We start from the raw sequence: 14,561 nt of genomic DNA, 5'->3' as shown, positions 1-14,561 counted from the left end.
AAAATATACCATCCCATAAACGTCTGGCATCCCTAGGGGGCGGCCTGCCTTGTTTCCCCCTTCTTTTGTAAATTATCTTTTCGACTACGGCCCATTCTTCATCTGTTAAATCACTCGTATAGCTCGTTGACATCTCATATCCTCCCTTTGATGCCAATCATAACGATGTCCCTCCAATACTTCAACCTTTTGCGTGACTGGTTCTAAGAGTAGAGTTTTGATATGAGGTTAATGAGAGCTTAACCACCTCATCAATTCCTCATCGAAATTATCAGATTCCTCAAGCTGAGGCGTATGGCCACTTTTTTCAAAGACACGAATTGTAAGATCGGACGAGAAAGTGCGATATTTTTCCCATAAATGCGGAGGATTGAAGTAGTCATATCTCCCAAGTGCTAAAAGGATTGGAGCATTAATTGCCGTTAAAGCGCTAGACATGTCATAATCTACAAACATAGAACCCCATATAATTCCCGCTCCAATAGCATGCAATTCCACTCCTTCCCAAAGTTGGGATGCGTCAAAATTATAATCATACCAGATTCTTGGGCCAAACGATAGAAGGCGTTTTACAAAGGATTGATTGCTACTTTTAGCGAATTCTTGCATACTCATTGCAAATGCGGATTTCCTTTGTGGGCAAACTGATTCTTCGAAATATCGATCCGCTTCTTTGTAAATCTCCGCTCCTGCAGTGGGACTTGAGGCAATCAACACGAGGTGAGTCACTCTTTTTGGAAAGGCGCGCGCATACTCGAGTGCTATAAAAGCATGAATCGAGTGTCCGATAAGAATAATCTTTTCAACGCCTAAAGACACTCGAATCACCTCAATATCTTCAACTATTTTATCACTTGTGAAATCTTTTTCTGTATGAGTGTTAGATATAGCGGCAAAACCACGAGTATCAGTACAAACAATTCGTAATTTTGATCTGAGGGTTTTAGAAAAAGTACGTGGATAATATTTATAACTACCAATAACGATCGCCACTGCTCCACTACCATCAATCGAAGCTTTTAAGCAAAAATTCTCTCTCTGAATTTCAATCAATTTCTCGCTCGATACTTCTGTCATGATATTCGTTTTGATTTTGGTTTATAATAGTTTGTTTATATTTATTAAATTATCTTCAGCGCTCAGCCCCATCGCATCTCATCCTCTACATACCCATAGCCTCCAAAGGCTGCGACCAATAAGGGCTCGAAGCATTATCCGGAGTATTCACCTCGCGCTCATGATGCCCGCTCACATCTATCATATATAGCTTACTATGCACCCTACTGCCCACCGGCGGCTCCTGCCTGCTAAAAATAATGGTTCTACCATTAGGTGCCCAATATGCATTTTCTATCAAATATCCAGTGGCTAAAATTCGCTCACCACTTGCCTGAATATCCTCATCTAGTTTCATAATACCTAACCCAAAGCCAATCTCGCTACTCACCTTAGTGAATACTACATAGTCTCCCTTGGGTGAGAAGCAGGGGCCAAGGTAACTACCCTGACCAAAACTAATTCTCCGTAAATTACCGCCATCCCTAGTAGCAACATATAGTTGCCCACCACCGCTCCTATCGGAAGTGAAGATAATATGCTTACCATCTGGAGAATAGCTTGGGGAAGTATTGATGCTGTTGCCATGAGTAATTTGTCTATACTCCCCATTATGCACATTCATTTCGTAAAGATGAGTAGACCCCCCGCGTGCAATGGAAAAAATAATACAATTCCCGTCAGGGGAGAAGCGCGGCGCAAAGGACATGCCGGGCAAGTTAGATAGTACTTTTTCTTTCTTCGATCGCAAATCTTTGATATAAATTTTAGGCACTTTTTGTTTATATGAAACATAAAGCAATTTGTCTGATTTAGGCGAAAGAATAGGGGTGGTAACAAACGCATCTCCAGCAGTTAGATATTCATGATTAGCCCCGTCCCAATCCATTAACGCTATCTTCGTACGTCTATCTAGATAAGTACCAAATTGTGCGGCGTATGCGATTTTGGTATCAAAATAACCTGTTTGACCAGTTATTTTTTCATATACTTGGTCTGATACTTTATGAGCAGCCCTGCGCCATAATCTATCTGGCATCTGGAACGCAAAGCCACCTAGATCTTTTTGCAACAATACATCCCATAAAATAAAGCTCACCTTAATCTCTCTACCGATACGCTCTACTTGGCCGTTCACTAAAAAATTAGCACTAATTTGCTTCCACGCCGCAAACAGAGGGCGATTTCGAATGCCAGTTTTATTTTCTATAAAAGTTGCGCGTTTTATAGGTTTTATAGCACCAGATAGTTTAAGATCGTTGTTAATAACTTCCACTATTTTATCGCAAAGCAGTGCGTCAGCGCCGCTAAAGGCCTGAAAGTCATTCACTGCCACTGGCACAGCGGAATATTGCGCTTTATTAATAGTAATTACTTCTCCTTCTGCCATTACCGGGCTAATTGAAGAAAAGAGAAGAAGAAAAAATAATATAAACATAACCAACGTCTTATTAAAATTTTATTGATTTATTAGATCTCTTTCCAAACTCGCTCAATTAAGAGCGAATGAAAGCGCAGAACCGCAGCGTACATGAGGCATGTGAGGATTCGCACATCGACAGCGACGGGCGCAGTTGCTATCAGGAGTAGAGTTTGAAAAATAAGTCTATTAGCGGCCAAGCTACTCTAGGCTACTTATTTAAGTATAGCACCTGGGTCAAACAAAAAAACAAATTCGCGCCAGAGATTATATCGTCTTTCGTCTAAATTTTCAAACGGCGCTGCAGTAGCCACGGCTCGCATCGCGCTATCTGCAACCATTTGGCACACTCCCTGGCTAGTACCATTACAACGCCTTTCCTTAATCTTCACCTCCACTAGGTCTCCAGATATATCTAAAATAACGCGCAACACAATCTGCACCTTCTCTACGCCCTGGGCATTAATTGGCAGATTCCAAGCCTTCTCGATTTTCTGCTTTATCCAAGCCTTCTCGCTAATCGAAAGCCCCTTGTTAGCATCATATTGCCCAAAAGCATCACTCACATCCTGTCCGCTTTTGTTCTCAACCTTTTTCTTGCCTTTTTCGTTATCGCCTTTTGATGCTTTCTCTAGATTCTTTAAAAGAGAGTCAAGATCTACGTCCTTATCTTTTTTTTTGTTTTTAGTCTCAGCTGGAGTTTTAACTTCTTCTTTTTTGTCTTTATCCTTTTGCTCTTCTTTTTTCTCCTCCTTCTTTTCTTTCGCAGCTTCTGTCTTACTTTCTTGGCGCTTTTCATCTAGCGCCATTTTCTCCATCTCCTTATCCAGCATCTTAAGAGCATCTTCTGTAGAAGTTTTCGCATCCTCCTTCTCCAAAACCTGCGTTTTATCTTGAGGTTGTGGTTGGGGCTGAGGTTGAGGAGTTTGCGCTTCTTGCTTCATATCTGCGCCAGAGGTCTTTTTTGCATCGCTCAAATCATCCTCCTCCTTTTCTTTAGCATCAACAGCTTTAGTTTGAGTTCGGATATTTGAGATCTCGCTCACCGGCACCATCTCCACTGTCATCACTTGCTCTTGCGTCTCATAGCTATAATTAAATAGATTAGATGTGCCAAAGAGAAAGATTAGTAGATGCATGATGCAGGAAGCGCCAATGCCATACCAAAGCCTATAGTCAACATTAGACCTATTTCGAAACTCTACTCCTGATGGCAACTGCTTTGTCGCTCCGATGCGTGAATCCTTACGTACTTCATGTACGCTGCGGCTCTGTGCTTCGTATGCTCCTGGCATTCGCGCCTCATGCCCGGGTTTCCGAAGAAATCTATTATGCGCAGGTTCTGAAGTGGGTATATTAGACTTATCTTCTCCGTGATTACGAAAAACGCTCTTGTTCCAAAAATTTTTCTTCATAAGCTACTTAGATGAGCAAAGATAGGCTAATCAGCGCTCTTGGTTACTAAAGCCACCTTAGAAAAACCAGCTTTGTTTATGTGAGACATAAGGCGAACGACTTGTCCATAAGAGACGTCCGCGTCGCCTCGAACGAAAATCTTAGTATCCTTATTTGCTTTTGTAATAGCTATCAATTTGGGAGTTAGTTGATCAAGCGGTACCGAAGTATTAAACAAAAAAATCACGCCGTTTTTATCAACGGTTATCACTAATGGATCTTCCTGAGAATTTAAACTATTACTCTGAGCGGTAGGCAAGTTCACCGCAACGCCAGAAACTAGCATAGGGGCAGTAATCATAAATACTATCAATAACACCAGCATCACATCCACTAAGGGGGTGATGTTAATATCTGTAAACAATGCTCCTCTAGAGCGTCCGCGGCCTGTGTTATGCAAATTAACTATCATGAATCACCTCTAGAATAACCTTTAATATACTAAAACTCTTCTTCATCTATAATTTTAGACATAATAGAATTGAGTTGTCTGGTAAAATCGTCAAACAAACAATACAAAGCGTTAGACTTAATAGAGAAATAATTAGCAAAAATCACCGCAGGTATGGCAGAGCATAAAGCAATTGCTGTGGCTAACAGTGCATCAGCAATGCCAGGCGCAACCACCGCCAAAGAGGTGTTTTGTGATGCGGCAATCGCCCTAAAACTACACATAATACCCCACACAGTTCCTAGTAAACCAACAAAGGTTGCGCTAGAGCCAATACTAGACAAAATACCCAAATACTGGTTTAATTCTTGCGTTTCTTGATCTCGAGCGATACTCGTAACTTGCTCAATGCGTTGCTTTAGGCTAAGCTTCATAAGCGGGTCGCGATAGACTGCGCGATTGTCTAGAGATTTATACTCATTCATGGCAGCAATAAAGACAGTAGCCGCCCCAGAATAACGAGAACGTATTACCTCTTGCCTAATCTGCTCTAGGTCTAGCCCAGACCAAAACAAAGAGTTAAAATTATTAAAGCATTTCTTAAATTCTCTATAGTATAGAAATTTTATCACAACCACAGCCCATGATATCAAAGACATCGCGATAAGCACTAGCATAATTAATTTGCTAATGTTATCTGTGGCGCTAATCATATCTAATAACGAAGTTTGGTGTAGGTTAGTAGCGATTATCTGATCTTGCCCTAATTCTGTATTTTGCGTTGCGTTTTGCATTAACTAAAGTAAAATTTTGATTTATTAAAATTTATTATAAACAATATGATAAGGATAAAATTTTATAGACTCGCCTAACATCAAAGCCCATCTAGGTTCAAAACCTCTCAGGAATTATATATTATTTTTAATAATAACTCAAACTAGATGCGCACAGGCATTATGATAGAAAAAATATTATCGTTGTTTTCTGGCTGAATTTTAATTGGTCTATATTCATCATGCAACGAAATTACTGTCTTAGTAGTTCTGATGGTTTGTAGTGCTTCAATAAGATATTTGGGGTTAAAACCAATATTCCACTGCGATGAAAAGTTTACTTCACAATATACCTCCTCCTGTTCTGTCTTATTATATAACACCTCTTCTTTAGCGTTACCCGCCCCGTCCTGAAAGGAGCTAACGCACATTCTATCCTCTAAAAATTGCAATTTTATGCTCTTAAACTGGCCCAAATTGATTACTGCAATACGCTCTATCACTTTAATAAATTGGTGCGTATCAATAGTGAGAGTTTTGTCTAATCCACTAGGTAGAAAATTTTTATAGTTAGGAAACTGCGCATGCACCAGGCGAGAACGCAAAATAATTTTATTATATTCAAATTCTATTCGACTCTCATTGCAGCTAATACGCACTAAACCAGCGTTATTCTTCTGATCCTTCAGAATTTTTGTGAGCTCAAACACAGTTCTGCGCGGAATGATTGAATTCGCACTCGTTGCGGTGTTAGCGTTAGTCCATATTTGAGCAAAAGCGAGCCTATGACCGTCGCTAGAAACGGCTTTTAGATACTCATCTTCTTGTATAACACAAAGGCCGCTTATGTTAAGCCTGCTTTCATCTGAGCAAATGGCAAATGCGGTACTGTCTATTAACACTAACAATTCTGCCACGCTGAGCTTGATTTCAAATTGCCAATCTAGCGAGTCGGTGGCGGGAGCGATGGACTGTGGATTAATTACTAAATTAAATTCACAACGAGGAGCACAAAGTTTTAGTTGAGTATCAGATATCTGCTCTATGACAACTTCGTCATGCCCTATCTTGCGCACTATATCGAGCAAAATAGCGGCGGGCGCAACAAATGCACCTTCCTGAAGGATTTTTGCAGAGAAGGTTTGAGTAAGATGTAAGTCGTTATCTAATGCAAAGAGAGTAATTTGATTATCCCGCGCTTTAATTTGCACCTGATTACTAACATTTATCAAACTCTTTTTTTGCAAAACGGAGTGAGCAAAACTTAAATGATATAAAAAACTCTTCGTATTAATTGCAAAATTTAACAAAGGCAAAGAAGTATTAGTAGTAACAGTGTTTTGCATATTCAAGAATTTTTAAGAAACTATCCCTATAATTTCACCCAATTGCATATAACTCTCATGCATATTGCAATATTGATTTGGCGCTTGCTTCAAAAAATCTTCGAGTTGGTCCCAATATTTAATAGCTTCATCCACCTCTCTATCACTCCCCTTTTTATATGCTCCTAGCCTAATCATTTCAGCCATATTGCTATAAACAGACATCATGCGCCTTGCAAAAGTTACTTGTCTATTCTCTAGTTCGTTATTGCAATGAGGCATAGCGCGAGAAACGCTACGCAGTACGTCCATGGCGGGAAAGCGCCCACGTTCAGCTATAGATCTATCAAGAATAATATGCCCATCCAAAATACCGCGCACGGCATCGGCAATTGGTTCGTTATGATCGTCCCCATCCACCAAAACAGTAAAAAGGCCAGTAATATGCACGCCTTCCGTGCCAGGACCTGCTCTTTCAAGCAGTCTTGGTAATTCGCTAAATACCGATGGAGTATAACCCTTGGTGGTTGGCGGTTCTTTAATTGCCAAGCCTATCTCTCTTTGAGCCATAGCAAAACGCGTAACGGAGTCTAAGATGCACAGCACTTCTTTGCCTTGATCTCGGAAATATTCCGCTATAGCCATAGCCACAAAGGCAGCGCGCTTTCTTAGCAGTGGTGATTCATCGCCAGTAGCCACTACCAATATGGCTTTTGCAAGACCCTCTGGTCCAAGGGATTCTTCGATAAATTCTTTTACTTCTCTTCCCCTTTCACCAAGCAACCCAATAACTTTTATGTCGGTGTGAGCATATTTGGTAAGCATAGAAATTAGCACTGATTTGCCAACGCCACTACCAGCAAAAATACCCATCCTTTGGCCATAGCAACAAGGAGTGAATACGTCAATCGCTTTCACTCCTAGGTCTATTTTACCACCTATTCTAGTTCTTGCATGAGAAGATGGCGGAGCTGCGCGCAATTGATAAGGCTCACTGCCATAAGTTAATGGGCCTTGTTTGTCTATCGGTTCACCAAAACCATTAATAATGCGTCCCACCCAAGAAATGTGTGGATTAATGATATTAGCATTAGATATCACCTCTACATAATCTCCAGCACCTATTCCTTCTGTATCAAAGAAAGACATGAGGTATGTGGTTTGCTCATCAAAACCGACGATTTCGCACATTACTTCTAACTTCGAATTCTTGCTGCTTTTAATTTTGCATCTAGAACCTACGGCCGTGAAATCCTCTAACCCCCTACATTTAATTAGCGTACCGCTCACAGCCGTAACCTTGCCATAAGTTTTAACCGCTTCTAATGATTGTATGCGGTCTGATATAGCTTCTATATTTCTAATAAAACTCATGATGTGAATACACAGTAAAAATGCGTGCCATTAAGGATAACATTACATCAACACCATTGATTAATCAAATTAAATTATTTTTTAAATTATCTTTCTTCGGTATAATTGCAGAATCGTTTTTGAAACTTAAATCCGCATACACTGTGCATGATGAGTTTTTTTAAGCAGTCTTATTTTAACAATATTTTGCTATTAAAGCTTGAGATGGTTCAGTAATTATTATTTATAAGGAACAGAATGAATAATCTATCGATTGACTTTTTATATAAAGAAGACGATAACATATAATGTATAGAATAAGTGTTTGCTAATAATGTTATGAGCGATGTAATGCCAATAGCTGTAGTAAACCTTAAGGTTTTTACTTACATAGAAAGAGTTTTAAGAATATGTCGGATACTTCGATTGATTTCCGCGATTACGAGAATAATTTGTTGTTTATTCCCCTTGGCGGATCCAATGAAATTGGAATGAATGTCAACCTATATCATTACCATGGCAAGTGGCTCATGGTGGACTGTGGCAGTGGCTTTGCAGACGATAGATTGCCTGGTGTAGATATGATAGTGGCTAATCTAGATTTTATTGTAGAAAAAAAAGATGATCTACTTGGTATAGTTTTGACGCATGCGCACGAGGACCATTTAGGCGGCGTGCAGTACCTTATTGATAAATTAGAATGTAATATATATGCTACAAATTTTACGGCAAATTTTTTGAAAGTTAGGTTGGCCGAGTTTGGCGTAAAATACGAAGATAAAATAATAACCGTAGAACCAGAAGCAAAAATCTCACTAACGCCCTTCGAGCTAGAAATGATAGGCCTTACTCACTCCGCACCCGAGATGCAAGCTATTATGGTGCGTACTGCCGCTGGTAATGTTTTGCATACAGGGGACTGGAAGTTTGATACCGATCCACTGCTAGGCTCTTTGAGTAACACTCAAGCCCTAGAAGCCTGCGGAAATGAAGGGGTGCTTGCGCTCGTATGCGACTCTACTAACGTGTTTAAACAGGGCAAGTCTCTTTCCGAAGGAGAGCTGAAAGCTAGTCTTGTGAACATTGTGAGGGAGTGTAAAAAGATGGTAACCATTACTACTTTTGCATCTAACCTAGCAAGGCTAAGTATGGTTATAGACATAGCTAAGCAAGTTGGAAGAAAAGTGGTGTTAACTGGCAGGAGTCTCAATAGGGTTCTAAGTTCTGCTCAGGCTAGCGGCTATCTGCAAGATTTAGACCATATGATAGACGAAGGTAATATCGGCAAGTATAAAAGAGAAGAGGTATTAGTGGTTGCAACCGGCTGTCAGGCTGAACCATTAGCTGCGTGTGCAAAGATAGCTAATAATGAGCATAAGTCTATTAACTTCGCTCCCGGCGATACTGTTATTTTTTCATCAAAGATTATTCCAGGCAATGATATTCGTATTTTTCGATTATTTAATCAATTAATTAAGAGTAAAATAGAGATTATTACTGAAAAAAGCCATTTTGTGCATGTGTCGGGTCACCCTCCAGTAGAGGAGCTAAAAATGATGTATGCGCTAACGAAGCCTAAGATCTGCATCCCTGTACACGGCGAGCCTTTTCATATACATGAGCACGCCAAACTTGCAAAAAGAAGCGGAGTTCCTGCCGCAATCGAAGTAGAAAACGGCTCTGTAGTGCTGCTATCTCAGGATGACTCGCGTATCATTGGCAAAGTGCCTACGGGCTATCTTGCCGTTGATGGGCATTTTTTAATTCCCACCGACTCTCATATTTTTACAGCTAGGAGGAAAATTAGAGATTTGGGAATCTGCGTAGTACATGTGATTCTGAATAAAAATGATAAAGTGGTGCATAAACCAAATTTCCTTACTCCTGGCCTACTAGATACCAAACTAGATTCTGATCTTATAGACTCAGTTAAGTCTGGTATCGTAGAAGAAATTATTGCTCATAGATCGAAGTATTTAGCCACTAAAGGCGATGGTGTTTTTGCTAATTCTGGCAGATATGCTATAGACAATAGAGAAGCGGAAACTATTATTAGACAATACGTCAGGCGTATTTTAAGAAATAAATTAGGTAAAACTCCTATGGTTTTAGTAACTGTAGATCGTATTTGATAACCCGATTGTAATTTCATTATATTATAACTTTTATGACTAATTCTAATCTACCATTATTCCCAAAAGCCACTGCAATTTGGTTAGTGCATAACACTCGTTTAACTTTCCCTCAAATTGCTGAGTTTTGCGGACTGCATATCCTAGAAGTTGGAGCTATTGCCGATGGAGAGGCGGGATATGATATGCATGGCATGAACCCAATATATTCATCTCAACTCACCAAGGAGGAAATTGATAGATGCGAGCGAGATACCGAAGCTAAGCTTATGTTGCGCCCTTGTAGTTTGAGTAGTCTTGGGGTTAAAAAGCAGAGTAGAAAATCAAAGTATGTGCCTGTTGCGCGAAGGCAGGATAAGCCTAGCGTGATAGCGTGGCTATTAAAGTATTGTCCCGGTATATCAGATAGTCAAATTATTAAGTTCGTTGGTACAACTAGGGGTACTTTAGAATCTATTAAAAATAGAACGCATTGGAATATCACTAACATCACTCCAAAGGATCCGGTACTCTTAGGTATTTGTACACAAACACAGCTCGATGATTTAATGAAGTTAGTGCAGGACCAAAATGCCAGAAGTGTGCAACATATGTCTGAAAAAATAGTTGATGAATAAAAGAATAAAAAAAATAAGGTTGTAAGGCTATGGATGTTTCTTATCTGAATGATGTGGGCAGAGAAGCTGTACAAACTATCATCACCATGTCTGCGCCGGTTTTGTTAGTCTCGCTTATTGTAGGCGTGATTATTTCTCTGTTTCAGGCCTTAACCCAAATTCAAGAAAATACTCTGACGTTCGTACCTAAGATGTTATCTATATATTTTATGCTGTTGTTTAGCATGCCGTATATGATTACTAAATTGCAGATTTTTGTAGATCATCTCATGCAGCACATTATACATCACATATAGCGTATACATCGTATATAGCGCAAGCAATTTTGTCTCTCATTTTTTGAACCACCTCACACTCTGATAAATAAATATAAAAGTATCACTTTTTATTCAATCCTATCGATTCTTATTCTAATTCCAACATATCAATATTTCAATTTGCGAGCTTATTACGAAGTTTATGCTATCATAGATAGTATTGCACAACAAACTATATGGATAATAATGAATAGAAAAACTTCTACCGGAGGTTTTGTTACAGCTAGACTAGATGAGGTGATTAATTGGGCGCGCTCTAATTCCATCTGGCCTATGACTTTTGGTCTTTCTTGCTGCGCTATAGAAATGATGCAAACTGCCGCTAGTAGATATGATCTTGATAGCTTTGGCATGCTTTTTCGCCCAAGCCCAAGGCAGTCTGATTTAATGATAGTTGCTGGCACTCTCACAAACAAGATGGCTTATGCCCTGCGCAGGGTATACGACCAAATGTTAGAGCCAAAATGGGTTATTTCTATGGGTAGCTGTGCCAACGGTGGTGGGCATTACTATGAAGGATATTCGGTTGTGAGGGGATGTGATAGAATAGTGCCTGTAGATGTGTATGTGCCAGGCTGCCCTCCTACCCCGGAAGGTTTACTACATGGTATTTTAAGCTTACAAAACAAAATTCGCGAATCTAAAATGCACGAGTCAAATTAATCAATTGATGTAGATATAAGATATTAGTATGGACATTAGACTGGACGTTAGGCTACTACAAAAGAAAATCTTAACTTTGATGGTGGATTTAAATGCCATTGCTTTTTCCGCAGTCAAAAGTCGTCTGAGCCATGAGTATTTATCATATACCGTGTCTAAAAACCAAATCTTTTACTTTATTTCGTCTCTTAAACATCAACTAAACTTTCTGTGTCTCACAGATTTATTCGGTATGGATGTGCAAAACAATCAGATAGAGGTAGTATACAACCTGAATAACATCGCGCTTAACTTGCGCGTAATAATAAAAACCACTGTAGAGTATGATGGGTCTATCCAATCTATCGACTCCATCTTTCCCTGTGCTAACTGGTATGAAAGAGAGGTGTTTGACATGCTGGGCATTAATTTTAGTAACAGCAAAGATATGCGTAGAATATTGATGGATGAAGAGTTCGATGGTCATCCAATGCGCAAAAACTTTCCTGTTTATGGTAATGTGGAGATTTTTTATAATAATGCTACCCAAACCATTGAGCATGAGCAGGTAAGAGAGGAGGTGAGAATAGAAGATTTTCATTTTGATTCTAGGTGGCGCGGCAATCCATAAAACGAAATGGAGGTTTATACATAGATGTGGGTAAATTTTTTATACTTAAGAGGGGTTAAGAAGGAAATTAAGATGCTTTAATGAAAAACATGAACATAGCACCTTCCGCAAAACTCGCGTCAGGTCAAGAGCAAATGCGAGAAGCATACGAAGCACATAACGCTAAGGTGTGTATGAAATTAGGTGAGGATTTCGAACTAGGAGCAAAGCTGTGCAATGGCTCTATAGAGCAAACCTGCGCAGAAGAATATCTTCAACATTTAACGGTTATTAATTTTGGACCGCAACATCCTGCCGCTCATGGAGTGCTGCGACTCGTTTTGCACCTTGATGGCGAGGTGGTGCACAAAGTAGAACCTTACATAGGATACCTCCACAGAAGTACAGAAAAGTTGTTGGAGCATAAAACCTACCTGCAAGCTCCACCATTTCTAGACAGAATCGACTACGTTTCCCCCATGTCTCAAGAGCATGCGCTAGCTCTCGCCGTAGAAAAGTTACTAGGCTGTGAGGTGCCGGAAAGAGCGCAGTTTATTAGGGTTTTGTTTTTAGAACTTACTAGGATAGCAAACCATATTCTAAATATCACAACACAAGCGCTAGACGTTGGCGCAACAACTCCCATGCTCTGGCTCTTTGAAGAGCGCGAAAAAATTATGGAGTTTTCGGAAAGAGTATGTGGCGCGCGTTTGCATGCAAACTACATTAGACCCGGAGGTGTGGCTGCTGATGTAGATGACGAGTTATTATCTGATATAGAAAAATTTATACAAAATTTCGCCTTAGTATTTAACGATACTTTGTCTTTATTAACGTACAATAGAATTTGGATACAAAGGCTATCTGGCATAGGCGTGGTGAGCAAAGAATCAGCGCTAGCATGGGGATTTTCCGGTCCAATGTTGCGCGCTTCGGGCGTTGCGTGGGACTTGAGAAAGCGCAATCCATATGAAATATACTCGCAACTCGATTTCTCACTACCTATTGGCACGAAGGGTGATTGTTATGATAGATATCTTGTGCGAGTGGAGGAGATTAAACAATCTCTTAGCATCATCAAGCAAGCGCTTGCCAAAATGCCAAAAGGAAGGGTGATAACCTCTGATAAGCGCATCGCTCCACCACCTAAAGAATTATTGCATAGCTCTATGGAAGCCATGATTAATCACTTTAAGTTATACACTCAGGGTTATATGGTGCCCGCGGGTGAGATTTACTCGGCTACGGAGGCGCCGAAGGGGGAGTGTGGAATATACTTAAAATCAAATGGTGGCAATAAGCCCGAAAGGTGCAGAATACGCGCCCCTAGTTTTGCGCATTTGCAAGCTATAAATGAGATAGCTAAAGGGCACTATATCGCGGATTTAGTAACTATTCTTGCTAGCCTCGACATAGTGATGGGTGAAGTGGATAGGTGAATAAGAGACCTCTTGCACAGCATCTATGGCGCTGTTAACAAAATAATTTGAATTAGAAGAAATTAAGTGGTAAAAATAATTGAGCAAGGAGAAGATAAGGAGTCAGTTATGACAACAAACCGAAAATAAGCGTAAGCAAGTTTAAAGAATTAATAAAGTCAACAATAATAAAAGAACAGAAGAAATCAGGTCGTCCTGTAAGAGTAAGTCATTGTAAATTTTTTGTGGAGTATTATACATTTTGAGGACAGGTGTATCATGGAGAGGTAGTGAGAATGGTTTTTTTGGAAGCTATTATATTATTTGCAAAGCTTAAAGGAAATAGTTCTAGATATAGCTTTCGTTGATGGTTTAATCGTTCCATTACATAGACACGGAGGCAGAGTTTTAAAAAAAGTGAGAGCAAGCAACTGGTAGAGGTAGAAGGGAGCTTGGTCCCACTATGCACATTAGACCTCTTGCATAACCTAAAAATGAAAGAGAAATTTTTAGGAAAAATGATGTTGAGCGCCGCAGCATACTCTAGTATATGAGGAGCGCAAAGGAGTTTTGACAACAAAATTACCTCACGGAATAGGTTATGCAAGAGGTCTATTGCAACATGTAACAACTCAGTTATTGCTTGCAAATTATTTTTAGCACAGAGACAAGATTGTAAAAGCCTTTAAGAGCTTAAAACAACTATAGTAATTTAGATTGAATTAGGTATTTTAAAGAAATAAGAAATAGCCTCATATAATTGATTCAATTCAGTAGACCTCTTGCGTAAGTATTTAATTAACAATTAGCTAATGCGAGGGGTGAAGAAGGTTGTTCGTGATTATTTTAGCATCAAGCAGCAAGTAATTTATTAACGAAATCATTTTTGAAATTAACAATTCCAGCAACAATATTAAACTTTAGATTATAGCCCCTACGCTTATTGCGATATCTATGAGATAAAATACGAAAATTCTTTAGTTCTGCAATAATATTCTCAACCTTGATCCGCCTCTTAGAGACAATATGGTTGTATTTCTTTTGCCAGTAAG

The 14,561-nt window shown here is 39.5% G+C and carries 15 protein-coding genes; 6 read left to right on the top strand and 9 right to left on the bottom strand.

Annotation, left to right across the window (positions count from 1 at the left end; genetic code table 11):
• Window positions 1-228: 228 nt before the first annotated feature.
• The 7 genes from Sarmat_RS03555 to fliI all read right to left on the bottom strand — a co-directional run bounded on the left by Sarmat_RS03555 (window position 229) and on the right by fliI (window position 7,794).
• Window positions 229-1,077: an alpha/beta fold hydrolase gene (locus tag Sarmat_RS03555; protein WP_202149458.1), complete on the bottom strand. Its 849-nt coding sequence runs from the start codon at window positions 1,075-1,077 to the stop codon at window positions 229-231.
• An 85-nt stretch (window positions 1,078-1,162) separates the two neighbouring features.
• Window positions 1,163-2,494: a Tol-Pal system beta propeller repeat protein TolB gene (gene tolB / locus Sarmat_RS03550; RefSeq protein ID WP_202149457.1), complete on the bottom strand. Its 1,332-nt coding sequence runs from the start codon at window positions 2,492-2,494 to the stop codon at window positions 1,163-1,165.
• A 197-nt stretch (window positions 2,495-2,691) separates the two neighbouring features.
• Entirely contained in the window at window positions 2,692-3,891 is a 1,200-nt protein-coding gene (locus Sarmat_RS03545) for an energy transducer TonB (protein WP_202149456.1), read from the bottom strand.
• A gap of 26 nt (window positions 3,892-3,917) precedes the next feature.
• Window positions 3,918-4,343, bottom strand: coding sequence for a protein TolR (gene tolR / locus Sarmat_RS03540; RefSeq protein WP_202149455.1), 426 nt, complete (start codon window positions 4,341-4,343; stop codon window positions 3,918-3,920).
• 29 nt (window positions 4,344-4,372) lie between these two features.
• Complete coding sequence (locus tag Sarmat_RS03535; protein WP_202149454.1) at window positions 4,373-5,116, bottom strand: MotA/TolQ/ExbB proton channel family protein; 744 nt, start codon at window positions 5,114-5,116, stop codon at window positions 4,373-4,375.
• A 143-nt stretch (window positions 5,117-5,259) separates the two neighbouring features.
• A complete protein-coding gene (gene dnaN / locus Sarmat_RS03530) occupies window positions 5,260-6,441 on the bottom strand; it encodes a DNA polymerase III subunit beta (protein ID WP_202149453.1) in 1,182 nt (393 codons plus the stop codon).
• A 12-nt stretch (window positions 6,442-6,453) separates the two neighbouring features.
• Entirely contained in the window at window positions 6,454-7,794 is a 1,341-nt protein-coding gene (gene fliI / locus Sarmat_RS03525; RefSeq protein ID WP_202149452.1) for a flagellar protein export ATPase FliI, read from the bottom strand.
• Between the two features lie 389 nt (window positions 7,795-8,183).
• On the opposite strand from fliI, the gene Sarmat_RS03520 reads away from it, so the two are divergent.
• The 6 genes from Sarmat_RS03520 (at window position 8,184) to Sarmat_RS03495 (ending at window position 13,530) form a co-directional block, all read left to right on the top strand.
• Window positions 8,184-9,905, top strand: a complete 1,722-nt coding sequence (locus Sarmat_RS03520; protein WP_202149451.1) for a ribonuclease J — start codon at window positions 8,184-8,186, stop codon at window positions 9,903-9,905.
• Window positions 9,906-9,940: 35 nt separating this feature from the next.
• Window positions 9,941-10,522 carry a cell cycle transcriptional regulator TrcR gene (locus Sarmat_RS03515; protein WP_202149450.1) on the top strand — a complete coding sequence of 194 codons (582 nt, stop codon included), beginning with the start codon at window positions 9,941-9,943 and terminating at the stop codon, window positions 10,520-10,522.
• Between the two features lie 29 nt (window positions 10,523-10,551).
• The gene (gene fliQ, locus Sarmat_RS03510; protein WP_202149449.1) at window positions 10,552-10,818 is read left to right on the top strand and encodes a flagellar biosynthesis protein FliQ; all 267 of its coding nucleotides are present in this window, start codon (window positions 10,552-10,554) and stop codon (window positions 10,816-10,818) included.
• Window positions 10,819-11,025: 207 nt separating this feature from the next.
• Window positions 11,026-11,502: a NuoB/complex I 20 kDa subunit family protein gene (locus Sarmat_RS03505; protein ID WP_202149460.1), complete on the top strand. Its 477-nt coding sequence runs from the start codon at window positions 11,026-11,028 to the stop codon at window positions 11,500-11,502.
• Window positions 11,503-11,530: 28 nt separating this feature from the next.
• The gene (locus tag Sarmat_RS03500; protein ID WP_202149448.1) at window positions 11,531-12,112 is read left to right on the top strand and encodes an NADH-quinone oxidoreductase subunit C; all 582 of its coding nucleotides are present in this window, start codon (window positions 11,531-11,533) and stop codon (window positions 12,110-12,112) included.
• A 134-nt stretch (window positions 12,113-12,246) separates the two neighbouring features.
• Window positions 12,247-13,530 (top strand): NADH-quinone oxidoreductase subunit D, encoded by a 1,284-nt coding sequence (locus Sarmat_RS03495; protein ID WP_244127118.1) that lies wholly within the window; start codon window positions 12,247-12,249, stop codon window positions 13,528-13,530.
• A 256-nt stretch (window positions 13,531-13,786) separates the two neighbouring features.
• Here Sarmat_RS03495 and Sarmat_RS03490 read toward each other — a convergent pair whose 3' ends face one another.
• Entirely contained in the window at window positions 13,787-14,116 is a 330-nt protein-coding gene (locus tag Sarmat_RS03490; RefSeq protein ID WP_202149447.1) for a hypothetical protein, read from the bottom strand.
• A 245-nt stretch (window positions 14,117-14,361) separates the two neighbouring features.
• Window positions 14,362-14,561 (bottom strand): transposase family protein (locus tag Sarmat_RS03485; RefSeq protein WP_341826604.1); only part of this gene is annotated, 200 nt, incomplete at its 5' end.

Origin of the sequence: Candidatus Sarmatiella mevalonica (assembly GCF_016751895.1) — a bacterium.
Lineage (GTDB): Bacteria > Pseudomonadota > Alphaproteobacteria > Rickettsiales > Rickettsiaceae > Sarmatiella > Sarmatiella mevalonica.
The sequence above is the reverse complement of the archived record's forward strand: the minus strand, read 5'-3'. Positions and strand labels throughout refer to the sequence as shown.

Coding starts and splice junctions, on each gene's coding strand:
- Sarmat_RS03505 (WP_202149460.1), top strand. CDS start 11,026: ATGAATAGAAAAACTTCTACCGGAGGTTTTGTTACAGCTAGACTAGAT.
- Sarmat_RS03535 (WP_202149454.1), bottom strand. CDS start 5,116: ATGCAAAACGCAACGCAAAATACAGAATTAGGGCAAGATCAGATAATC.
- fliI (WP_202149452.1), bottom strand. CDS start 7,794: ATGAGTTTTATTAGAAATATAGAAGCTATATCAGACCGCATACAATCA.
- Sarmat_RS03515 (WP_202149450.1), top strand. CDS start 9,941: ATGACTAATTCTAATCTACCATTATTCCCAAAAGCCACTGCAATTTGG.
- fliQ (WP_202149449.1), top strand. CDS start 10,552: ATGGATGTTTCTTATCTGAATGATGTGGGCAGAGAAGCTGTACAAACT.
- Sarmat_RS03545 (WP_202149456.1), bottom strand. CDS start 3,891: ATGAAGAAAAATTTTTGGAACAAGAGCGTTTTTCGTAATCACGGAGAA.
- tolB (WP_202149457.1), bottom strand. CDS start 2,494: ATGTTTATATTATTTTTTCTTCTTCTCTTTTCTTCAATTAGCCCGGTA.
- Sarmat_RS03500 (WP_202149448.1), top strand. CDS start 11,531: ATGGACATTAGACTGGACGTTAGGCTACTACAAAAGAAAATCTTAACT.
- Sarmat_RS03520 (WP_202149451.1), top strand. CDS start 8,184: ATGTCGGATACTTCGATTGATTTCCGCGATTACGAGAATAATTTGTTG.
- Sarmat_RS03495 (WP_244127118.1), top strand. CDS start 12,247: ATGCGAGAAGCATACGAAGCACATAACGCTAAGGTGTGTATGAAATTA.
- dnaN (WP_202149453.1), bottom strand. CDS start 6,441: ATGCAAAACACTGTTACTACTAATACTTCTTTGCCTTTGTTAAATTTT.
- tolR (WP_202149455.1), bottom strand. CDS start 4,343: ATGATAGTTAATTTGCATAACACAGGCCGCGGACGCTCTAGAGGAGCA.
- Sarmat_RS03555 (WP_202149458.1), bottom strand. CDS start 1,077: ATGACAGAAGTATCGAGCGAGAAATTGATTGAAATTCAGAGAGAGAAT.